26 protein-coding genes are annotated in these 22,463 nt (G+C 37.6%); all 26 read right to left on the bottom strand.

Going from position 1 to position 22,463, the window contains the following annotated elements; translation table 11 throughout:
- Positions 1–2 precede the first annotated feature (2 nt).
- Positions 3–893, bottom strand: a complete 891-nt coding sequence (locus QNH48_RS12690; RefSeq protein ID WP_283955229.1) for a MinD/ParA family protein — start codon at positions 891–893, stop codon at positions 3–5.
- 1 nt (position 894) lies between these two features.
- Positions 895–2,262, bottom strand: coding sequence for a flagellar biosynthesis GTPase FlhF (flhF, locus tag QNH48_RS12685; RefSeq protein WP_283955228.1), 1,368 nt, complete (start codon positions 2,260–2,262; stop codon positions 895–897).
- Positions 2,259–4,292, bottom strand: coding sequence for a flagellar biosynthesis protein FlhA (gene flhA / locus QNH48_RS12680; RefSeq protein ID WP_283955227.1), 2,034 nt, complete (start codon positions 4,290–4,292; stop codon positions 2,259–2,261). Before flhA ends, flhF begins: the two co-directional genes overlap by 4 nt.
- Positions 4,289–5,383, bottom strand: a complete 1,095-nt coding sequence (flhB, locus tag QNH48_RS12675) for a flagellar biosynthesis protein FlhB (RefSeq protein ID WP_283955226.1) — start codon at positions 5,381–5,383, stop codon at positions 4,289–4,291. The genes flhA and flhB overlap by 4 nt, the downstream gene beginning before the upstream one ends.
- A gap of 3 nt (positions 5,384–5,386) precedes the next feature.
- Positions 5,387–6,160 (bottom strand): flagellar biosynthetic protein FliR, encoded by a 774-nt coding sequence (fliR, locus tag QNH48_RS12670; RefSeq protein ID WP_283955225.1) that lies wholly within the window; start codon positions 6,158–6,160, stop codon positions 5,387–5,389.
- Positions 6,161–6,166: 6 nt separating this feature from the next.
- Positions 6,167–6,436 (bottom strand): flagellar biosynthesis protein FliQ, encoded by a 270-nt coding sequence (gene fliQ / locus QNH48_RS12665; RefSeq protein ID WP_283955224.1) that lies wholly within the window; start codon positions 6,434–6,436, stop codon positions 6,167–6,169.
- 15 nt (positions 6,437–6,451) lie between these two features.
- Positions 6,452–7,183, bottom strand: a complete 732-nt coding sequence (gene fliP, locus QNH48_RS12660) for a flagellar type III secretion system pore protein FliP (RefSeq protein WP_481858471.1) — start codon at positions 7,181–7,183, stop codon at positions 6,452–6,454.
- Positions 7,184–7,188: 5 nt separating this feature from the next.
- Positions 7,189–7,752 carry a flagellar biosynthetic protein FliO gene (locus QNH48_RS12655; RefSeq protein WP_283955223.1) on the bottom strand — a complete coding sequence of 188 codons (564 nt, stop codon included), beginning with the start codon at positions 7,750–7,752 and terminating at the stop codon, positions 7,189–7,191.
- A 31-nt stretch (positions 7,753–7,783) separates the two neighbouring features.
- On the bottom strand, positions 7,784–8,644 hold the full coding sequence (locus tag QNH48_RS12650; protein ID WP_283955222.1) for a MotE family protein: 861 nt from the start codon (positions 8,642–8,644) through the stop codon (positions 7,784–7,786).
- Between the two features lie 15 nt (positions 8,645–8,659).
- Entirely contained in the window at positions 8,660–9,094 is a 435-nt protein-coding gene (locus QNH48_RS12645) for a flagellar export protein FliJ (protein WP_283955221.1), read from the bottom strand.
- Positions 9,091–10,419: a flagellar protein export ATPase FliI gene (gene fliI, locus QNH48_RS12640; protein WP_283955220.1), complete on the bottom strand. Its 1,329-nt coding sequence runs from the start codon at positions 10,417–10,419 to the stop codon at positions 9,091–9,093. Before fliI ends, QNH48_RS12645 begins: the two co-directional genes overlap by 4 nt.
- The gene (gene fliH / locus QNH48_RS12635) at positions 10,397–11,224 is read right to left on the bottom strand and encodes a flagellar assembly protein FliH (RefSeq protein WP_283955219.1); all 828 of its coding nucleotides are present in this window, start codon (positions 11,222–11,224) and stop codon (positions 10,397–10,399) included. Before fliH ends, fliI begins: the two co-directional genes overlap by 23 nt.
- The gene (gene fliG, locus QNH48_RS12630) at positions 11,211–12,218 is read right to left on the bottom strand and encodes a flagellar motor switch protein FliG (RefSeq protein ID WP_283955218.1); all 1,008 of its coding nucleotides are present in this window, start codon (positions 12,216–12,218) and stop codon (positions 11,211–11,213) included. Before fliG ends, fliH begins: the two co-directional genes overlap by 14 nt.
- A 6-nt stretch (positions 12,219–12,224) precedes the next feature.
- Positions 12,225–13,820 carry a flagellar basal-body MS-ring/collar protein FliF gene (fliF, locus tag QNH48_RS12625; RefSeq protein WP_283955217.1) on the bottom strand — a complete coding sequence of 532 codons (1,596 nt, stop codon included), beginning with the start codon at positions 13,818–13,820 and terminating at the stop codon, positions 12,225–12,227.
- A 30-nt stretch (positions 13,821–13,850) separates the two neighbouring features.
- On the bottom strand, positions 13,851–14,144 hold the full coding sequence (gene fliE, locus QNH48_RS12620) for a flagellar hook-basal body complex protein FliE (RefSeq protein WP_283955216.1): 294 nt from the start codon (positions 14,142–14,144) through the stop codon (positions 13,851–13,853).
- 11 nt (positions 14,145–14,155) lie between these two features.
- On the bottom strand, positions 14,156–14,605 hold the full coding sequence (flgC, locus tag QNH48_RS12615; RefSeq protein ID WP_283955215.1) for a flagellar basal body rod protein FlgC: 450 nt from the start codon (positions 14,603–14,605) through the stop codon (positions 14,156–14,158).
- Between the two features lie 5 nt (positions 14,606–14,610).
- Positions 14,611–15,003, bottom strand: a complete 393-nt coding sequence (gene flgB / locus QNH48_RS12610; protein ID WP_283955214.1) for a flagellar basal body rod protein FlgB — start codon at positions 15,001–15,003, stop codon at positions 14,611–14,613.
- Positions 15,004–15,206: 203 nt separating this feature from the next.
- A complete protein-coding gene (locus QNH48_RS12605; RefSeq protein WP_283955213.1) occupies positions 15,207–15,872 on the bottom strand; it encodes a glucosaminidase domain-containing protein in 666 nt (221 codons plus the stop codon).
- Positions 15,873–15,896: 24 nt separating this feature from the next.
- Complete coding sequence (locus QNH48_RS12600) at positions 15,897–16,217, bottom strand: hypothetical protein (protein WP_283955212.1); 321 nt, start codon at positions 16,215–16,217, stop codon at positions 15,897–15,899.
- A gap of 291 nt (positions 16,218–16,508) precedes the next feature.
- Positions 16,509–16,856, bottom strand: a complete 348-nt coding sequence (gene fliT / locus QNH48_RS12595; protein ID WP_283955211.1) for a flagellar protein FliT — start codon at positions 16,854–16,856, stop codon at positions 16,509–16,511.
- Positions 16,857–16,868: 12 nt separating this feature from the next.
- Complete coding sequence (gene fliS, locus QNH48_RS12590; RefSeq protein WP_283955210.1) at positions 16,869–17,249, bottom strand: flagellar export chaperone FliS; 381 nt, start codon at positions 17,247–17,249, stop codon at positions 16,869–16,871.
- A gap of 321 nt (positions 17,250–17,570) precedes the next feature.
- On the bottom strand, positions 17,571–18,470 hold the full coding sequence (locus QNH48_RS12585) for a hypothetical protein (RefSeq protein ID WP_283955209.1): 900 nt from the start codon (positions 18,468–18,470) through the stop codon (positions 17,571–17,573).
- Positions 18,471–18,816: 346 nt separating this feature from the next.
- Positions 18,817–19,431 carry a flagellar brake protein gene (locus QNH48_RS12580; protein WP_283955208.1) on the bottom strand — a complete coding sequence of 205 codons (615 nt, stop codon included), beginning with the start codon at positions 19,429–19,431 and terminating at the stop codon, positions 18,817–18,819.
- A gap of 140 nt (positions 19,432–19,571) precedes the next feature.
- Positions 19,572–20,474 carry a flagellar hook-associated protein FlgL gene (gene flgL / locus QNH48_RS12575; protein ID WP_283955207.1) on the bottom strand — a complete coding sequence of 301 codons (903 nt, stop codon included), beginning with the start codon at positions 20,472–20,474 and terminating at the stop codon, positions 19,572–19,574.
- Between the two features lie 16 nt (positions 20,475–20,490).
- On the bottom strand, positions 20,491–21,933 hold the full coding sequence (gene flgK / locus QNH48_RS12570; RefSeq protein ID WP_283955206.1) for a flagellar hook-associated protein FlgK: 1,443 nt from the start codon (positions 21,931–21,933) through the stop codon (positions 20,491–20,493).
- A gap of 36 nt (positions 21,934–21,969) precedes the next feature.
- Positions 21,970–22,455 carry a flagellar protein FlgN gene (locus QNH48_RS12565; protein WP_283955205.1) on the bottom strand — a complete coding sequence of 162 codons (486 nt, stop codon included), beginning with the start codon at positions 22,453–22,455 and terminating at the stop codon, positions 21,970–21,972.
- Positions 22,456–22,463: the final 8 nt, after the last annotated feature.

The raw sequence follows: 22,463 nt of genomic DNA, 5'->3' as shown, positions 1-22,463 counted from the left end.
TCCTATTTCGCCGATTTACCTAGAGAAATTACTTTTTCAAAAAAACCTCTAATCCCTTTTGGAGGTGCCGACTGTGCGGAGGCATCAATATCAGGTAAATAGGAATTGACCATTTGTTTGATTGTTTTTGATGCACCACAATTTGGATAGGCAATAAAAAATGGTATTTGTGACCGAACTGATTTTCCTATATGATCATCTTCCATTAAAAAACCTAGTGCGTGTAATTTTAGCTTTAGAAAATTATCACATGCATTCATCAATGACCTGGATGTTTCAGCTGCTTCCCGATAAGAATGAGCACGGTTCACCATGAGATGAAACGTTGGAACTTGTTTGGTAAACTGTAACACCGTTTTGAGAACAGCATACGAATCGGCTATTGCCGTTGGTTCGGGAGTAGTAACAATAATCGTTTCATCTGATGCTAATATAAAATCCACGAGCTCTTTGGAAATGCCGGCACCGGTATCAAGTAAAATAAAATCTGCGTATGTTTCTAGTTCCTGGATTTGGTTCCAAAAATACAATAGCTTATTTTGATCTAACTCCATTAAGTCTTGAATCTCAAGTCCTCCGGAAATATACTCAATTCCATATGTGCCTTTTTGAATCACATCCCAAATTTGCTTCTTTTGATAAAGGACATCAATCAAACTATATCTTGGAGTAACCCCCATTAAAATGTTTATATTTGCCGTCGACATGTCCATATCCAAAACGATGACCTTTTTACCTGCTGTTTGTAAGCCAAGCGCAAAGTTAAGGGTAAAATTCGATTTGCCCACCCCGCCTTTACCACTTGTTATTGTGATAAAACGAGCGGTCTTCTTCTTTTGGTACTGATCCTTATATCGCTGCATATACTCACGTAGACTTTGGGCTTGATCCATCTTACTTTTCCTCTCCTATTAAGTACCGAGCAATTAGTGACGGATCGATTACGGTTATATCTTCTGGGACACTTTGTCCATTAGTGATATACGCTAACTGATAAGGATATTTATAAGCTATATTCAGAATTGAACCATAAGTCGTTGTTTCATCAAATTTGGTAAGGATTAACTTTTTTATTGGACTATCTAAAAATTCCACTAATAGAATTTCCATATCTTCAAACTTTGTCGTTAAGCTAAGTACAAGATAATTATCACTTTTTTGGGGATGATTGATAAATTCACTTATTGATTCCCTGTATTTCACTTCTTTATAATTCCGACCGGTTGTATCCATATAAATAAGATCATAGTGCTCTAATTTTTCTATTGCCTGTCCTAATTCATCTACTGACTTCACAACTTCTATTGGTACATTTAATATCCCCGCATAAGTTTTTAACTGTTCAACGGCAGCAATTCGATAAACGTCTGTTGTGATCATTGCAACTCTGCGTTTTTGCCTTAATACTTGTACGGTTGCAAGTTTTGCTATTGAAGTTGTCTTGCCTACCCCCGTAGGACCCACAACATTGATCAAACGTGTACTTTCATTTATAGTAGTTGAGTCCGAGACTCTTTTATTTATAATTCCTTCAATGATCACAATCATCTCATTCTTAATGAGTTCCTCACTCATTTCATGATTAGATTCACCCTGTTTTAACAAACTACTGACGATAAAACTATTTACGATATACTCGATTACTTCATCATTAACACCCTGTTTTCTTAACTGGTTCACGTGCGTTAACAACCCTGAAGGCAAATTACTTACCTGTTTTTCTCCCAACATCAAAGTCATCATCATTTTTCGCATTTGCTTCATTTCGTCTAGCAGTTGGTTTTCAATTACTACTGACTTTGACGTTTGAGGAGTTTTCTTTTCTCTTACAGTTTCACTCAGCACTTTTTCTGGTGCTTTCTCTACGCTTACGATGGTTTCAGGTTTTACCTCTTGTGGTGCATTCTTTTCTTTTATCAATTCAGGCTGTGAGTAGTATTGATATAATCTTTGAGGATTCTTATGGAAAACAGAATTTTGTTTTTCCTGTTCGTCAGCACTATTCACTTCCTGGCTTTTTTTCTCAATCACTGAAATGATTGGATTCTCTTTTGGTTCTACCTTCGGCTTTAATTCGATAGATGTTTCTTCTTTTTCCACCGTATAGGCGGTCACTTCATATTTTTGTTTTGTAAAAAAACCAAAAATTCCACCGGTATTAATTACTCGTGTGTTCACAATGATTGCATTATCACCTAATTGCTGTCGCACCATCTTCAAAGCTTGAGGCATGGTATCTGCTACAATTTTTTTTGTCTTCATATGTTTACCACTCCTATACTTTGAATTTCGATATCTGGCTCCAATTCTGTGTAAGCAAGAACAGGGACGGTTGGCATCACCTTATCAACAAACTGTTTAAGGTACATCCGAATCGATGGCGACGTTAGGAAAATAGGCTGTCCCCCTAATTTAACCACTTTTTCAATTTGCTCATGTAATTCTTCTGTAATTTTCCGAGACATTTGCGGATCCATGGATAAGTATTGTACCCCAGCTTCAGTTTGCTGAATGCTGTCCGCAATCCCTTTTTCTAATGTAGCACCTGCCGTTAACACATTAATGACGCCATCTTCTGCATATTGTTCTGTTATTTGGCGTGTTAAAGATTGTCGTACATATTCAGTTAACACTCTGTGTTCCTTCGTATACACAGCAAAATCTGCTAATGTTTCAAAAATGGCTGCTAAATCTCGTATAGAGATTTGCTCACGCAGAAGATTTTGTAATACTTTCTGAATGTCTCCCACTGATAACAAGTTAGGAACTAGTTCCTCCACCAAGTTTGGATGATTCTCTTTCAGGTTATCAATCAATTCCTTCGTTTCTTCTCTGCGCAATAACTGGTAAGCATAACGTTTTAATACTTCCGTTAGATGTGTTGCAATCACAGAAGGTGGATCAACAATAATATATCCCATCAATTCTGCTCTTTCTTTTGCTTCAATATTAACCCATACAGCAGGCAGTCCAAACGCTGGTTCCACTACGTGGATACCTTCTATTCCATCCTCTTCTGATACTTGATTCATCGCTAAGAAATGATCCAAGTATACTTCACCGGTTGCAACTCGATTGCCGCGGAATTTTAATACATATTGATTAGGTGATAATTGCAAGTTATCGCGAATTCTTATCGTAGGAATAACTACCCCTAATTCAATAGCAAATTGTCTGCGTATCATCACAATTCGATCGAGAATGTCACCTCCTTGTTTCTGGTCTGCAAGCGGAATTAATCCGTACCCGATTTCCAATTCCAATGTATCTAGCTGTAGAAGGTTAATGACTTTTTCTGGACTTCCGATGTCCTCCACGGTTTCTTCCATTTCTGCTTGTTCATTTCGGAGCTCTTCCTTTTTCATTGAATTCTGCAAGGTGTAACCACCAAACGCCAGTAATCCTGCTATAGGTAATGTAAGAAAAATCCCAATAGGTGTGAAAAGCCCAAGGACCGAAATCGTACCCGCAACGATGTAAAGAAGCTTTGGGTAACTGAAAATCTGCCCCATAATGTCCGAACCTAAACTCCCATTGGTTGCAGCACGGGTCACAGTAATACCTGTTGCAGTGGAAATTAATAGGGCCGGCACCTGGCTGACCAAACCATCACCCACAGATAAGAGCGTGAACGTGCTAGCAGCTTCTGCAAATCCCATTCCATGAATGGTCATCCCAATAATGAAACCGCCAATAACGTTAATAATAAGGATGATAATCCCTGCTATGGCATCCCCTTTAACAAATTTACTGGCACCATCCATCGCCCCGTAAAAATCTGACTCCATTTCAATTTTCCTGCGTCGGTCACGAGCATCCTTATCACTAATTAATCCTGCATTCATATCTGCATCGATACTCATTTGTTTACCTGGCATTGCATCCAATGTAAAACGTGCTGCAACCTCTGCAACCCTCTCAGAACCTTTCGTAATAACGATGAATTGGATAACGACAAGGATTAAAAAGACGACAAAACCAATGACAGCATTCCCGCCAATAACAAATGACCCGAATGTCTCAATCACTTCTCCCCCATCAGCATGTGACAGAATGGAACGCGTAGTGGATACGTTTAGCGCTAAACGGAAAAGTGTAGTCAACAAGATTGCTGTTGGAAAAATAGAAAACTCCAACGGTTCTTTTGTATTCATAGCCACTAACAGGATCATAAGTGAAACGGAAATATTAATAATCAATAAAAAGTCCAATAATAGCGTTGGCATAGGGATAATCATCATGGCAACAATTAATATTACAACAAACAATACGGATAAATCTTTTGTCTTCATGCCATCATCCCCTTATACCGGCCTTCTTGAAAGTAAACATACGCTAAAACCTCTCCTACAGCATTAAACATATCCTCTGGAATTGTCTCACCTATTTCCACGGCAGCAAATAGCGCACGTGCCAGCGGTTTATTTTCAACGGTCATAATTTTATGTTCTTTTGCAATTTCTTTGATTTTCAACGCAATATGATCTTGGCCTTTTGCAATTACTTGAGGTGCCTCCATCGTTATAACATCGTAGCGAATTGCAAGGGCAAAATGGGTTGGATTGGTGATGACCACATCCGCCTTTGGCACTTCTGCAATCATCCGATTCATCGCCATTTGCTTTTGTTTGGCTCTCCGCTGCCCTTTTATATGTGGGTCACCTTCCATTTTCTTGTATTCATCTTTAATATCTTGTTTGGACATTCGAATTTTTTTCTCGAATTCAAATTTCTGATACATAAAGTCAGCAATCGCCATTACAAATAGACTAGCGGATACATAGAGCCCAATTTTTATGATTAATGTCCCTATGAATCTAGCAGCATCCCATATATTTTTCTCACCTAGTAAAAATAATTCACTTTTACTATTCCAAATGACAATAAAGACGATAATAGACGTAACGGATATTTTGAAAATTGACTTTAGCAGTTCAACTAATGAACGCATGGAAAGAATATTTTTAGCACCTTCAATAGGGTTGATTTTGCCAAGGTTCATCTTTAAGGACTCGGTATTAAACATGAAGCCTACTTGTGCATAATTCGATACAAGTCCGGCCACAAGTACAACCATAAAAATAGGTGCAAGTAACTTAGCTGAGTCTAGCAGCAACTGATTAAATAACAGCTGAGTGCTCTTAATCGATAGATCCCAAAGTAAATATTCTTGGAAACTATGACGATAGATATTTAGGCAGCCTTCGATGAAGCTTTTGCCGCCTATTAATAAAAAAGCAAAGGTAAGCAGCAAGGTAAGGGAGGCAGAAATTTCTTGGCTCTTCGCGACCTGTCCTTTTTTCCGCGTTTCACGGCGTTTATTCGGTGTGGCTTTTTCTGTCTTTTCATCTGCAAATAGTTGCAGGTCTAAACGAAGCAGCATCCTTTATGCCCCCATTATTTTTAAAATTGAATACATGGCCTCATACATGTTTTCAAATAGTACCTTTAACAGGTAGAAGAAACTAGGTAATATCACAATATAGATCATAAAGTGGATGAGGATTTTAATAGGAGGAAAGATGACGAAAATATTCATTTGCGGCACAGTCTTGGCCATAATTCCTAAACCAACATCGACCACAAACAACGTACCGACTATTGGGAGTGCCATCATGAACCCTATTAAAAACATCTTCACTAAACTATCAAGGAAAAAGGTCGATATTCTTCCATCTATCCACGCTGGTACCAAGGCTTGTAAGGATACCCAATCAAAACTTGCTAGTATTCCTTGAATAATCAAATGGTGACCATTCGTAGCTAATAGAACTAAGATCGCTAAAATATTTTGAAACTGACCCGTTAACTGAGTATTGGTCCCAAATGTAGGATCATATAAATTTGCCATAAAAAAACCAATTTGGTAGTCAAGCAGCGAGCCCGCCAGCTGTACGGAGTACATTAAGATATTGGCAGCCAATCCTAATACAATACCAACGAAGAATTCCTTCAATATTAATAACAGAAGTAAACCCTGTGTGACGGTATCGATTGGTTCTTTCACCACTCCTACACATAGAAAACTTAAAACAATACTAAAACCAATCTTGTAAATAACGGGTATTTGCCTGCCAGAAAAAACGGGTGCTGTAATCATAAATGTCGTAATCCGCACAAATATTAGTAGAAAGGTCCACCAGGCAGTTTCATCCATCATGATCACCTACCCGACAAACTGTGAAAGATTACCCAATAGGTTTTGAGTAAAATCAACAACAAAATTCAGCATCCACGACCCAAAAAATAGAATCGTTAAGAACACTGCCACTATTTTTGGAACAAAGGCTAAAGTCTGTTCCTGGATTTGCGTGGTAGCTTGAAAAATACTTACTAATAGGCCCACTACCAACGCGACCCCGGCAACGGGAGCAATCACGATTAAAATAGTATAAATAGACTCTTGAGCAATTCGTAAAATGACTTCTGTCGTCATGGATCACACCTCTTCTTAAAAACTCATAAGTAATGATTTAATGATTAAATTCCATCCATCAACCAAAATAAATAGTAAGATCTTAAACGGAAGCGAAATCATTACTGGCGGCAGCATCATCATCCCCATGGACATTAGGATACTGGCCACAATCATATCGATTACCAGAAAGGGAACAAAAATCATAAATCCCATTTGGAAGGCTGATTTGAGTTCACTAATCGCATAAGCAGGAACTAATGCTGTCAATGGAATATCCTCAATACTTTCCGGCCTGTCCATTTTGGCATAGTCCATGAACAATGCCAGGTCTTTTTCCCTCGTATGTTTAGTCATGAACTCTTTAAGCGGTGCACTTGCTGTATCAAATGCTTCCTGCTGTGACATTTTCCCATCCATAAAAGGCTGTAGCGCTTCTTTATTGACTTCAGAAAATGTAGGACCCATTACAAAGAATGTCATAAAAAGAGCTAATCCTATTATTACTTGGTTGGGCGGCATTTGCTGCGTACCTAAGGCAGTACGAACAAATCCTAAAACGATTACGATCCTAGTGAAACAAGTCATCAGCACGAGAAAGGATGGTGCAATCGACATAACCGTTAATAATATAATAATTCGTAACGTATTAGAGACTTTTTCAGGATCATCTGAACCTAAATCAATACCAGGCAGTATGGAAGCATGGGCGTAGGTATAGATTCCAAAAATAAGAATAGGAACTAAAAAGGCTACTTTCTTTATCATATTTCCTACACCTCATCGTTCTCTCGCTGCATTTTTTTTAATTGTTTTTGTAGTACTGAACTCCATTTTTGCTTGGAATCCTTTAAAAAATCTGATGGTGTTAAGGTGTCTGCTTGATTTTCATAGCTTTTTAAAAGGTACTGGTACTCTTCACCTTCAGAAAGAGTGCGGACCAAAGAAATCGTATCGCCTACCCCAACAATGTAAATCGTTTTCCCAATGAGTAGGATTTGCAAGGATTTATTACTACCAAGCACATGACCTCCTAATGGGATAATCGAACCGTTCGATTGAGAAGTTCCGCGTTTTGAGAGAAAGCGCAATAGGGCAAACATTAAAACAATAACCAAAAGGAAAGAGAAAATAAACTTCAAAAATAGTGGGAAAATAGAAGATGATGTACTATCCATTTCTTTGGGAGAAGTGGGTGTCGATTTTTGCACCTCATCCTTATGAATAGAGTCATAGACGGAAGGTTCAGCTGAAGATTTCGTTTCTTCAGCATGAATAGTAGTTTGAAAAAATAAGAGATTAATAGACATAACAAATAACAACACGAGGTATTTCATGATTTTCTCCTTCCTTGGAGTCCTGGGCAATTTATTTTAAATTGGCTGTAATTTGAGCCGCTGTATTCGTATCACTTTTTGCTATTTCTGTTAATATTTGTGACCGGCTAGCTGTTGTAAGATTCTTCAAAAGTTCTAATGCTATTTGTGAATTTGTTTTCATCATAGATTGAATAATACTGGCAGACTGAACGGGATTCATTCCCGCAATTGTCTCTGATAATGCTGTCGTAGGATTTTCTTGCTTCTTAACAAGTTCACCTACTTGCTCTTTCACCAATGCTGGATCGGTTTCGCCTATCATGGCTGCATCACGAAGCACCGTTGTCATCTGTGCTGCTTTCTTTGCATCCTTCATACTTCCAATGATACTGCTTTGTAAATCTTGTTCTAGCTGCATCAGTGTAAAAACAGCTTCATCTAAAGACATATTCTGTAACATTAACGCTGCTTTAGAAGGTGAAATATCCGCATAAATAGCAGCTACTTGTTCCATTTGCTTTTTGGTTTTTTCGTTTTGCTTGGTTTCCATCTGTAACTGTAATTCTTGATTACTTTTCTTTAATTCATCCAGACCTTCTTGATTAGAATTGATCTGTTTTTTCAATCCATCAATTTCAAGATCCTTTTCTTTCAGCTTTTCATCCGCACTGAGATATTGTTGTTTCCAGTACTCAGAGTTTTCTGAGGTTTTCGCACTGGCTTTAGACTCACCATCATCGGGAATGAACGTACTGATGATAGGAAGTGTGTTTCCCCACTCTTTCACACTTTTCCAGACTGGAACTCCCATAAAATTTATGGCAGTACCAATTAAAATAATACTTATAATGAACGGAATAACCCCTATGTAAAAAAAAGAGGCTAATTTTCCGCGAGTTTTCTCTACCATCTGGTTATCCCCGCCTTAAATTCTTCGCGCATTCCGCATTACAGCCATCTCATCCAAAAATGCCTGTTCCTTTTGATCCATTTGTTTTTTAAAGGCAGCCGCTGATTTTGCCTTCCATTGGTCCCAAATTTTTGCTTCTTGTGTTTTTTCTATGAGGGTCTTATGTCTTTGTTCTACTTCATGAAAAATCTGCTCTGATTTTTGCTCCAGTTTTTTCAATTGTAGATTAACATGTTCAATTTCATGCTGAACCTCTAAGATTTGCCATACTGGTTTGCGCTTCATATCATTGTACTGATTGAAAATTTTTTCTTTTTCCAATGCTAAGTCCTCGAGTTGTTCCTCGACTTCTAATTGCCTAAGCTTGCTTGTTCCAAATTCCTGCTCAGCGATTTCTTTTTGTTTTTCTTTGAAATCCAGCACTTTTTGATAGGAAAATTTATATATCATCGCATGATCGCCCCAAATTGAGAAGTTAATAAGTTTTGAACATCCTCTAACCGAGAACCTTCATAAATACCTTGCCGCAAGAAATTTTCCATTTGTGGCTTTAAACGCATGGACATATCAATTTCACGATTGGAGCCTTTTTTATAGGCACCGATATTAATTAAATCTTCGGCTTCATTATAAGAAGCCAGGAGCTTTTTAAAATTCCGGACAGCAAGTAAATGTTCATCTGAGGTAATTTCGGTCATGACCCTGCTCGCACTATTCAAGACATCAATAGAAGGATAAATTCCCTTTGCCCCGATCGCACGACTTAAGATGATATGACCATCTAATATGCCTCGAACAGCATCAGCAATCGGCTCGTTCATATCATCACCATCCACCAACACTGTATAAATGGCTGATATGGAACCCTTTGGTCCAGTTCCAGCCCGCTCAAGGAGTTGTGGAAGCATTGCAAATACTGAAGGGGTATATCCTTTAGTCGTCGGCGGCTCTCCAATTGCCAGTCCAACCTCTCGTTGCGCCATTGCAAATCGTGTAACAGAATCCATCACAAGTAAGACATCTTTACCTTGATCACGGAAATATTCTGCAATCGATGTAGCCGTTAAGGCACCCTTTATTCTGATTAAGGATGGCTGGTCCGAGGTCGCCACAATCACGACCGATTTTTTTAACCCTTCCTCACCCAAGTTTTGCTCAATAAAATCCAGAACCTCACGACCACGTTCTCCAATTAAGGCAATGACATTGACATCAGCTGTGGTATTCCGTGAAATCATTCCCAGCAAGGTGCTTTTTCCTACGCCGCTTCCTGCAAAGATCCCCATCCTCTGGCCTTTTCCCATCGTTAGAAGGCCATCAATGGTTCTTACCCCAACACCTAATGCAGATTTAATTCTTGGTCTAGAAAGAGGATTAGGAGGTTGGGCATGTGTCGGTACTTCCTTTAATCCAAGTGGAAGTGGCTTTCCATCAAGCGGTTGACCTAAACCATCCAGGATTCTCCCAAGTAATTGGTGTCCAGCTTTTACCATCATCGGCTTCCCGCTTGCGACAACATCACACCCTGGACCTATAGATCTAACCTCTCCAAGCGGCATTAACAGAACCTTGTTTTCTCGGATTCCAACTACTTCGGCTTGTATCGGATCTTGTGACCCTGACGGATAAATGGAACACATTTCACCGATTCTTACATCTGGTCCTTGTGATTCAATGGTAAGGCCAATAATTTGAGTTATTTTTCCATTCACTCTAACAGGATCCATTCCACGAACCAATTTGATATATTGATCAGCTGACAACATTTTGGTCATTCACCCTTCTTGCCTCTAAAATCACCTTTTTTATTTCTTCTAGTTGTGTATCAATTCGAGCATCAACACTTCCAAAAGCCGTACGAATAACACAGCCCTTAGATGAAATCGAGTGATCCGGGAAGATTTTGATTTCGGTTTCTCCATTTACCATCGCAATGAGGTGGGATCGCTGTCCTTGTATAAAATCAAAATCATCAGGATGAACACACACTGTAATTGATTCTTTTTCCTTCACTCGAAGAATGTGCTGTTTGATTAACTCGATAAATTTATCTGGAGATTGATCAAGTTCCTGCTTAATAATTTGAGAGGCAATCACCGTACTTAGTTCCAACAAAAACGGTTCTGCTTCAGCGATTATCTCTTCTTTTTGCTGATAAGCCTGATTTAGTAGATGCTGAATCTGCTCCATTTTTTCACGGTATTGTTGTTTAAGTTCATTTTCAGAGTCTTTTCGGCCAAGCTCAAATCCGTCTTGGTACCCTTGCTGTTTAGCTTCAAATGACAAATTCTCAAGTTTCTTTTGGTTCTCTTCCCACCATTGATTTACCTTTGCATCAGTTGCTTCTTCCATCGATTGTGCCTGCTTCCGTGCGTTATCAATGATCGCTTGTGCTTCAGCTTTTGCCTCTTCCAGCATGAAATGAACTTGATGGGTTGCTTTCCCCTCTTCCTCACTATGAGGAGATGGTGGAGATTCCCCATCACCAGACAAGGTAAATTTAACTGTTGGCTGTGCGATTATTTTTACATCATTCATAAATGAAAGCTGTGAAGCCTTGAAAACTTTAGAATAAGACATCCGTGCCACCCCGTGCGATTACAAGCTCACCAGATTCTTCTAATCTACGAATAACAGAAACAATTCTTCCTTGCGCTTCTTCAACATCTTTGACTCTAACTGGCCCGAGGTATTGCATTTCTTCTTCAAAGGTTTCCACCATACGAGTCGACATATTATCAAAGATGACTTTCTTAACATCAGGACTAGAAGCTTTCAATGCAAGCATAAGGTCTTGGTTTTCAACTTCTTGAATTACACGTTGAATCGCACGTTTATCAAGATTAATAATATCTTCGAAGATAAACATCCGCTTCTTAATTTCCTCTGCCAATGATTGATCTTTCATTTCCAGGGTCTCTAAGATACTCTTCTCCGTAGTACGATCCACTCCATTTAGGATGCTGACGATCGACTCAATTCCTCCAACCACACTATAGTCTTGACGTACCGTTGCCGCTAGTTTCTGTTCGAGAATATTCTCTACTTCTTTTATCACTTCAGGTGAGGCCTGCTCTAATAAGGCAATTCTCCTAGCAACATCAGATTGTAGTTCCTCAGTGAGTGATGACAGAATATAAGAAGATTGCTCCGGCTCTAAATGTGCCAAAACAAGTGCAATGGTTTGAGGATGCTCATTTTGTAAAAAATGATAGATTTGAGTTGCATCCACACGACGAGCAAAATCAAATGGTTTAACCTGCAATTGAGAGGTTAACCTTTGAATAATTTGAACCGCTTTGTCTTTACCTAAGGCGTATTCTAATACATCTTGTGCATAGCTAATACCACCCATTGCCAGATAATCCTGTGCAATACACATTTCATGAAATTCCTTTAATACTTCTTCTTTTTCTTGTGGATCCACTCTGTGTATATTGGCGATTGCAAGGGTCAATTGTTCTATTTCCTCATCAGGTAAATGGTTAAACACCTTAGAGGAAGCCTCTTTTCCCATTGATATAAGCAATATCGCCGCTTTTTGTTTACCACTCAACTTATAGGCCGTTGCCATAGGGAATTACGCCTCCTCTTCATTTAGCCAAGTTCTAATAACCTTTGAAAAATCTTCTGGTCTTTGATCAAGCAATTTCTTTAATTGACTTTGGACATCTAATTCCTGCTCAGCAAAATAATCTGGCTCATTGGCAGGAGTAATAAATCCAACTTCCTCTTCCTCTTCCTCTTCCATTTGATTTTTCTTCTTCCTTTTCATTATCAGCAAAATACTTCCGCCAACAAGGAGGATACCTGCTGCCGCAGCAGCCACTATATACATCCAACTTAACTCCGTTTTACTTTCGTCCACACTGTTTTCGGCAAAAGCATGCGGGAAAACAGTAATACGCTGGTCGATTTCATCTTGAGACATTTCAGGATGTCCGAGAGCCGTACGAACGGTATTAGCCACAATATTTTTGATATTGTCTTGCGTCGTTTGTGGCAGCTCATTCGGTGAGTCTGGTGAAGATTGAACTCCAACATTAATCGTTATATCCTCTATTTGATAAGGACTTTTGATAATTTCGTTGTTAATCCGATTAACCTCATAGTTAACTTTATCCTGCAGTTCTTCATAGCTGCTGTCACCAGAGGAGTTACTACCTGTATATCCAGGAACATCTTCTTCTCCAGTTCCTACTACTCCGCCAGCACTTCCTCCAGACCCTGTAGCAGTTTTCGAATTTTTTTCTGAACTTATTACAACACCCTTATCACTATCTTCTGATGGCTTCACTAAATTCTCTTGAACTTTTACTTTATCAAAATTAATTCGTACAAACGTATGAACGTATACTTTGTCAGTTCCCAAAATGGTTCCTAGCAAATTTTGAAGATTCCTTTGAATATCACGTTCAACATTTTGTTGAATTTTCCGTTGTTCACCAAATTTATCTAATGACTGATCATCACTATCGCTTTCCTGCAAATCCAATGTTTCACTGTATTGATTCATTATTGTTATGTTTTCAACGGGAAGATTTGCAACACTTCGTGATACCAATGTATATAGTGCCTTCACCTGCTGGGAACTAAGTTTACTTCCCGGTTCTACCTCAACCATTACCGATGCACTTGCACTATTTTCTTCCTCTGAACGTACAAATACAGAGTCTTCAGGGAGCGTTAAAATGACCTCAGAACTTTGAATACCATCGACATTTGTAAGCACTTTGGCCAATTTGTTCTGCATGGCTTCACGTTCTAAAATGTCATATTGTCGATCGGTTGCACCGAAAGAAAGATTTTCTCCAAATATATCAAAATTAATTTTGTTATCTTTTGGATATCCAGCCGAAGCTAAATTAACTAAAAGGTTCGGAGCTTCCTTTTCAGGAACAAGGACCATTGTCCCGGTATCGGAAATTTTATAGTCTGTAAATCCTTGTTTATCAAGTTCGGCCTTAATATCACCCACTTCACGCTGTGACAATTGCCCTGTATACAACGGGATATACTCAGTTCGAGACGCAAAAAAAATAAAGGTTGATAGGGAGATAATTAGAAATAAAAAGGTCCCTATGAATATCCCTTTTTGTTTAGAACTGCGAGTACCCCAGTAACTGCTGAAGAGCTCTTTTGTATGTTTGATTTGATCTATCCATGATCGCTTCATTTCTCACCCAGCCCAGCTTTCTGTCATTCTTTAGAATTGCATTCTCATTATTTCTTGGTAAGATTCTACAGCTTTATCCCGAACGGTAACTGTAAGTTCCAATGCTAACTTTGCCTTTTGTGAAGATATGGTTAAATCATGGATATTATCAACATCACCAGCAGCCGCTTTAACAGTAAGATTGGAAGCCTGTTTAACACTTGCATCAACATTATTTAAATAGCCCTGCAGTACATTTGAAAACGAAGTTTGTGGTTTTTTCGTTTCGATTTTTTGAAAAGGATTTTGATTGATTTTGATTGAATTCAAACCTGAAATTTCCATTTATGTCACTCCTAACGACCAATATCTAAAGCTTTTAACATCATCGATTTTCCTGTATTAAAAGAGGTTACATTTGCTTCATATGCCCGTGATGATGCAAGTAAATCAACCATCTCTTTAGACAAATCTACATTTGGAAGTCTTACATAACCTTCTGCAGTTGCATCAGGATGTGATGGGTCATAGACTAATTTAAAAGGTGTTTGATCATCAACAATTCCGGTAACCCGAACACCTTGTAAAGTATTTTGTGATTGTTTTTGTAATTCTCCATGTAATACCTGATTAAAGGTTTTCTCCCTAGGCTCCATCGCAACCATTTTGCGGCGATATGGTTCCCATTCATCATTTATTAATTTCCCTCTAGTTGAGGAAGCATTGGCAATATTTGAAGAAATAACATCCATCCTTAAGCGTTGAGCAGTTAAGGCTGATGCACTAATATTTAATGAATTAAACATCCCCCTTAACTCCTTCCTTTAATCGCAATTGATAAATGTTGAAATTCACTGGTAAGCTGCTGTGTTAACGTATAGTACCATAATGCATTTTTCCCCATATTGGTCATTTCGGCGTCAACATCCACATTATTACCATTATTCTGCATAAAGGTCTGTGTTTCCTCTACCGTTAGTGCTGTTGGTATGTAGGATGGCTTCCCAATTTCAATATGACGGGAGTTTGTTTGCTTTCCGACAAAATTGGATTGAGAGGATATGTGTTGTTTTAAAATATCTTCAAAAACTATATGTTTGGCTTTATATCCAGGCGTTTCTGCATTCGATAGATTATTAGAAATAACTTGCTGCCGTAAGCTAGATGCGTTTAATGCAGATTGCAGGAGGCTGATATTGGTCAAAGTGATTTCCCTCCACCTAAAAAAATAGATTAATTTGATATATTTTGATAAATACCAAAAATGAATGAACTTCAAACAATTTTACAATAAAAAAGGCAAGAATATCTATATTTATTTTGTAATGTCCTAAGTTTGACGGAAATATAATAGAAAACAATCCATAATTCATGATGATGAGTTCCAAATAGTGACAATACTAGTTTCTAAGCTTTCAGTTGGTTTATAAAGCGAGTAACACCAGTTACCCAGTGATTATTTAATTTGGTTGGGTCATTAGCTGCGCCAATAGGAGCATATTTTGCACCAATTTGCGAAATGCTCGATAATCCTTCACCTAGGTAATTTTTACTTAAATTTCGAGCCATATCCATAATGCTTTCCTCGACTGAGGCATATGATTTCAAACCATTTTTGCCCATCATCCCTGCGACATTGTTTTTCTCTATTGCGGCTTTTGATGTGCCGTTTCCTGTTTCATGTTGAGCAACAGCGGCTAATAATGCAGGATCTATATTATGCTTCTGCCCTGCTCGAACAATGGCCTCACCCATACCAGTTAATTTACCATCCAATACTTGATTTATTTTTTCCGGATGAATAGATTGATATCTAAATGGCTCACCCGTACTTATGGGCATTGCAGGCATATTACTATAAGGGTTAATCGAACTATATAAATTTAAATCAAATGAATTAATCTTTGGCTGTACTGTGTCTGGTAAATCTTTTTGAGTTAATAATTGATTTAAGACCTGTGAAAAAAGATCACTGGCTTCAGTTTGTGAAGTCAGATGGTTCCGCAAATTTTCATTTCTGTATAACGTATTTACAAGCATATTTTTAGTAAACCAATCATCACCAATAATCAAGAATATGCCTCCTTCTGTGATAATTTACTGAATACAACTCTCTAATATTTTTCTAACATCAGATAAAACATCGTCCGTTAACATAGATATGTAGGTTAATTTTCCTTCTTCAATTTTGGCTTCAACTAAGATAATAGTATTTTGGTCCCCATCCCGTTTCAAGGCTAAAATCTGTTTTTCTCTATATACGATATTTTTCATCATATAATAGGTCTCATTTAATGGATTCCCAATCGTGATTTTGAGTGGTTCTAAGAAAAAAGGCCTAGGTATTTTATGCTCCATTAAATGATAAATTTTAGTTTGATTTCGTTCATTAATAAAAAAATGTTGCCTCCGGGACATGAAGATCTTCCTCTCCGCTCACTTCAATTTCCTAATTCTATTTGTATATTATGTCACTATTATAATAAATTTTTACAAAATCAGACATAAATCTTACAAAATCGTTGAAAAATTACAAGTATAAGTCAATATTGACAGGTTTATGTCGAATTGTTACTTATATATTTAACCATAATTAGTTAAAAATTCATATGGTATTTTGGAAGGAATATATAGGATTATTTATATTTAGTTTGTAAATATAATAAAAAACAGTAAAAAAAGCATGTGTCCAGTTTTGGACACACGCTTCTATTTTGACTTATCTACAAATACTCCATTGGTTTGTTTGCTATAAGGCAGGTATTTCATCGAAACCTGTTTATTATTTTTAAGTTGATTTAATGAGTGTTGGGCTTTATTTTTTTCATTTTGTACAAAGGATGTAAGTTGCTGATCTAAACGAATAATATCTTCAAAGATTGTTTTTGCTTTAGCTGAATACCTGTGTTCGGAATGACTTGCTTTCCATTCGTCTACCGTAATCATCATTTCATTTCTTTTGGATAAAAGCTCCTCAAATTCCTCAAAGTCTTCTTTCTCTAATGCCTTTTGCATGTGAACAGTCGTTTCATAAATATTTGTAATCAATTCATCCATTCGATTATGTACCTATGCCTTTATTTTTGTTTGTTTCATAGCAGTTGCCCATGTTTCCATTAACTCAACAGCATAACCTTCTACTTCTTCTAGTATTTCTGTGCTTTTCTTTATATTCGCTTCGATTAAACGAAACTTCATAAAATCATATAGTGAAAGTAATGAATCAGAAACTTCATAGCCTTTTTTTAATGTAACCATTAGTTCAGATAGTATATCTTGTGCTCTTACATTATTTTTATTTGATTCTTCAAAATTATTTTTTTGAAGAGCGATATTGGACAAACGGATAAACTTTACCATGCCTTGATATAACATAAACGTTAAATCTTCCGGTTTAGAGGTAGTAACTGCTTGTCTTTGATAGGTTTGATATGGATTGTTTAATGTCATGATGATTACTCCTTTCGAAATCTAGCCTGTTAATAAATGTATCGGATGAAATCAAAAATAGTTAAGGGTTTTTATGAAAAAAATAGCTGTATTAAATTATTCTGTTGATTTGCGTTCCAGGCACTTCGCTTTCCGTCGGCAGTTCGGGGAGCCTCCTCGGTGCTTAAGCACCTGCGGGGTCTCCCCTGCCCCGTCCTCCCGCAAGGGTCTTCGTGCCTTCCACGCAAATCAACAGAGTGCCAAAATAAATATTTAAGCTTTAACAAAGCAAAAAAATAAAAAGCTATTCCAAAGGAATAACTTTTATATGATTTTGTAAAATTAACCGCTAACTTGGACTACTAAGCCGGAGCCATCTAAGATATAGTTTAGACGTTGGTTGTACGATTTAAGATTTTGAATTTTGGATGCGTCCCCTAGTTGGCTAAAGGACATAATTTCTTTTGCTAATTTCCTTACCTCAGACTGAAGCTCATCATTACGTTTTTTTTCAAGAGCTACCTGCTCCTCCATGGCTGCTAACTTTTCTTTAAGTGCCTTTTTCTCAAGATCACTTTCTAGCTTTACATTCGCAATTTGTTGAACAGCATCCTGATTTTGTAGCGCCATATTCGTCAACTGGTACAAACTTCGAAGCAATTCATTTAATTGAATTCCAGGAAGCTGCTGCACATTTGTGATGAGACCCGATAAAATATCTAACAAATCATCTTCATTTGCCTGACTGCTTTCCTTTACTTGGGTTTCAGTTGGAGTCTTTTCGATGGTTTCAGTAGATAATACTGGAACCTCATGTTGTGAAATCGTCGTAAACTGAAATTTTGGGCTCTCTTTTTCTTTCTTCTCTTTTTCCTTAACAAGTGAATAATATTTATAATTTACCGATTGATAGCCCCGGTTAATAAGTTGAGCTATTTCATCTATGATTTCAGTAATATTGAGAGCTCCTTCTTCCTGACGATCGGTAATATATTGAAACATGAACTCAATTTCGTCCTTTGTCCACTTTCGATTTACTTTTTTGGTGGACTGTGTGGTGGGATTCAACATTTCTGCATACTTCATCGACAAGATCATCAAAAAATTAAAATAAAATATTAGTTTACCCATGTTCAATGAATATTTTGATTCTAGCTTTTGAATAAATTCGTCTTCAGAATGACCAATTTTCTGATATATAATACTTTCTTTTATTTCAAAAATGGCGTTTTTCAAACTCATATGATTTACCTCCTGCAAAACTTTATTAATAAATATTCTCACTTATTGTATTCACACGATTGTACTAATTTTCAATAAAACTCTTAACTTAGATATTGACTTATTATACTGTTCGTATCAAAGTGGTTTTTTTGAGGGTGTACATCAAATAAAATCAAATATTTATAAAAGTTATGCTGAGATTCTCAACCTTTGAAAACATAATCTATAAAACTATATGGTCATTATACTAGTTTTGTAAAGATATGTAAAATTATTTGTAGAAATCTTTAAAATATTTAGTCGACTTGAATCGACAGAAATTGTGATTAAAAAAAGCCCCCTAATGAGGCTTGCCGATATGTATTCACTTCGATTTTAAACGCATTTGCCGCTGTTTGTCAAAACAGTACCGTGTGATTTTCTCTTGATTCCCTTGATTCAAATTGGTGAAGGCAATCGCCACATTTTTTCTTTCATCATTAGCATTCCTGCTGATTCGCTTCACGATTCCTTGAAAATTAACATCCTCTAATTCACCTGGAATGTGCAAGGTTCCTGAAACGACTTCCCCATAGACTATTTCATAATTTTCCTTGCAGGATATTTGGATCCCACCTGCACTAATATCAACCGTAGTGACTTCAGAGTCCTTCAGCACCATTGGCAGATTGGCTTTTACGCGAAAGTTGTTTCTTCGCTGGATTTTTTTTATATCCTTTTCCTTCGGTTTAACCAAGCGGAACAATGGCATATTTTCATTTCTTTTTCCGATAATGGTACTCAGAAATTTATATAAATCATCTCCTACTGAATAAGTTATATAAATTACTGTTCCTCTTGGCAAAAGACCTAAAATATTTAAATCCATCGGGAAGCCGATTAAAATTTCCTTATCACTAATCTCCGCAACAATGGTTTTAAAGTTTTTGTCCTTCCCTTTTATATCAAGTACAATATTTTGATTCACTTTTGGATACATAGATAAACTCCCCTCCTGCTGTCTTTAGATTAATGTATCTCTGTAAGTAAATGTTTTTCATTGGAAAAACTGTCAGCGTTTAACCATTTTTAGGCAAAAAAAAGGGCTGACACTTATTTTCCCAGTGTCACCCAAAGAAATTACCGTAAGAAATCAACTAAGGATGGCTGAATGATTTTCGCTCCAACGGATAAGGCAGCTCGTTGTACATTCTCTTGTGCCTTTAGATCAATAATGACACGAGCAATATCCACATCCTCTTCCTTTGATAACAAACTTGTGGTTGATACCTCAAGTCCTTCCAGCCTGGATATACTTAATTCCATACGATTCATGCGCGCCCCCAGCTCCGAGCGTTGTCCAAGTATGTTATCCATTTGACTGTCTAATTGATCGAGATGATCAGAGGAACCAGCAGCCGGATTTTTAAAATTAGAAACAATATCTGATAACACTTTAAATATTCCGCCGTTGCCATCATTATTAAAGATATCTTTTCCGAATACATTTATGGGAACACTATTGTTTGGTCCAACCTGTAATTCCAGAATCTCTTCGTTATTGTTTCGGAACTCTTTCGAAGAATTGGAATTAGCTGGGTCATCACGATATGGTGCTGTTTTCACATCTGTCCCTGCAAAAACATATTTTCCACCAATTGAAGAGTTTGCAATTTCTCCTAAGTGTGCTTTTAATTGATCAATTTCTTCAGCTATTGCGTTACGGCCGCTTTCATCATTCGTACCGTTAAGACCTTGTATGGTTAACTCCCTCACCCTTTGCAATACTGATGTTACTTCACCCAGTGCTTCATCCGTTGTTGTCATCCAAGAAAGCCCTTCATCGGCATTCCTTTTGAACTGTTCAATATCATTGAGAGTAGAACGGTAATACATACTACGGACTGCTGTAATAGGATCATCTGATGGTCTACTCACCTTTTTACCCGTAGATACCTGTTCTTGATATTTTTCCATCGTTCGATTAGAACGCTCTAAATTAAAGATTAAATTATGATTAAGCATATTTTGAGTTACACGCAAAGTTCTACACCACCTTTTACAATCCTACTCGACCCATACCGTTAATTACTTTTTCTAAGCATTGATCCATAACCGTTACCATTCGCGCAGCAGCATTATACGCCTGCTGAAATTTAATCATATTGGCCATTTCTTCATCTAGCGATACTCCTGATACGGATAATCGTCTATTTTCTACTTGTTGCACAATGACTTCTGAGTTATCTTTCATTCGCTGCGCTTCCTGTGAATCAATCCCTAGCTGTCCGATAATATTACGATAGAAATCATCCATGGTGGAAGTACTGCCGAGAAATTCGAGACTAGCATCCATTTTAATATTGGCAATTTCAAGGGCATTTTTTCCATTCCCAGCTGAAGTTTGTCCCAGGGATTCCTCGTTTGCTGCTGCAATTAAGTTCAGCGACTTCATAATTTCAGGATTTACCTTTAGATCCTGTGCCGAGGTGCCCGTAAAAAATGGTACCTGCTTGTTTGAAACACCATTAATCGTATCTAAGTTCAAGCCACTTTCGTGAACAGTATTAACTGCATTCGCAAAGGTCATGGCTAAATTATTTATCTTATCTCTCATCGATGGAATGATGGATTTGGATTCTCCCCCAACAACCCCATATGATTCAATGACACCTAATAATTCCCCGGATTCAAGGTTTATCGTGCTTCCTGCAATCTTTATTTCTTGCGGATTCACTAAGCCACTTGCAGGATCATAATCAATACTTAAGCTATTAGCCTTTTTACCTGAAACTAATACAGCCCCATCTACTGACACATCAACCATGCCATTGGAAGTAGAAGTTACTTTAACATCTACTAATTTGGATAACCGATCAATCAGTACGTCACGCTGATCGTACAAATCATTCGGTTCATAACTATTCGGAACCAAACGCGAAATTTGATCATTCATACTGCTAATTTGTGTTGCCAGTATATTGATTTCCTTCGTTTTCGTGGTGATAACGTCTTTTAATTCACTTTGCATGGTGTTTAGGGAGTTCAGAATATGATTAAAGGTTTCTGTTACCGCTACCCCTTTTTGTCTGACAACCGAACGGGCAGCAGCACTATCGGCGTTATTGGATAAATCCTGCCATCCCTTCCAAAATTCATCCAGCGTATGTGCCAAAGCTTGATCAGAGGGCTCGTTCATCAGCTCTTCGATTTTGGTAAAAGTATCACTTTTTGCTTCCCAGTATCCTAACTTTTGATTTTCACCGCGCAGTTGAACATCTAAATATTCTTCCCGAAGACGTACCAGTTTGTCTATTTCTACTCCCGTTCCTAATTGATATCCGTTAAGCTTAACAGCATTGGTTGCCTGCATTTCCACCCGTTGACGTGTGTAACCAGTAGTATTTGCATTGGCAACGTTATGACTGGTGGTGGATAGTGCAGCCTGTTGCGCAAAAAGGGCTCTTTTTCCCAGCTCTAGGCCATGAAAGGTTGAAGTCATACTGTTCCCTCCTTATCTCTCGAACTATTATTCTCGCTATATTTTCGCATCCAACATATTGGAATAACGGTTTTTGGCATTGGGACCATAACCGATTGCCGGTTCCTTTTTAACAAGCATCCCCATAGAATATTGGACGTAGGAAAGAGATGCTTGAATCAATTGTTGGTTGCTCTCGTTCAATTGGGTAATTTCTCGGATTATAACGTGGAGTTGTTTCGAAATGGATTGTAATGTGGTCCTTACAAAAGGACTTCCCTGAATATTGCTTAATTCTTCTAACGAAAAAGATTGTCCGGAAAGACCCTTATTCACCATGTATTCTTGGACGAGTTGTTTTCTTTGCTGCTCTAGCTTCTGAATCTCATCCACACAGGAGCTCTCACGATAAACGACTGCCTTTAGACCATCACTATTACCTTCAACAAGCAATGTTCTTTTTTCTTTTGCTAAGTCGAGCATGCGTTTATGAGCATCAATCATCTCTTCCAAATTATCTATGAGATTTTTCACATCTTCCATGATGTATT

Origin of the sequence: Neobacillus sp. YX16, from assembly GCF_030123505.1 — a bacterium.
Lineage (GTDB): Bacteria > Bacillota > Bacilli > Bacillales > Cytobacillaceae > Neobacillus.
This window is presented reverse-complemented; position numbering and strand designations above follow the sequence as displayed.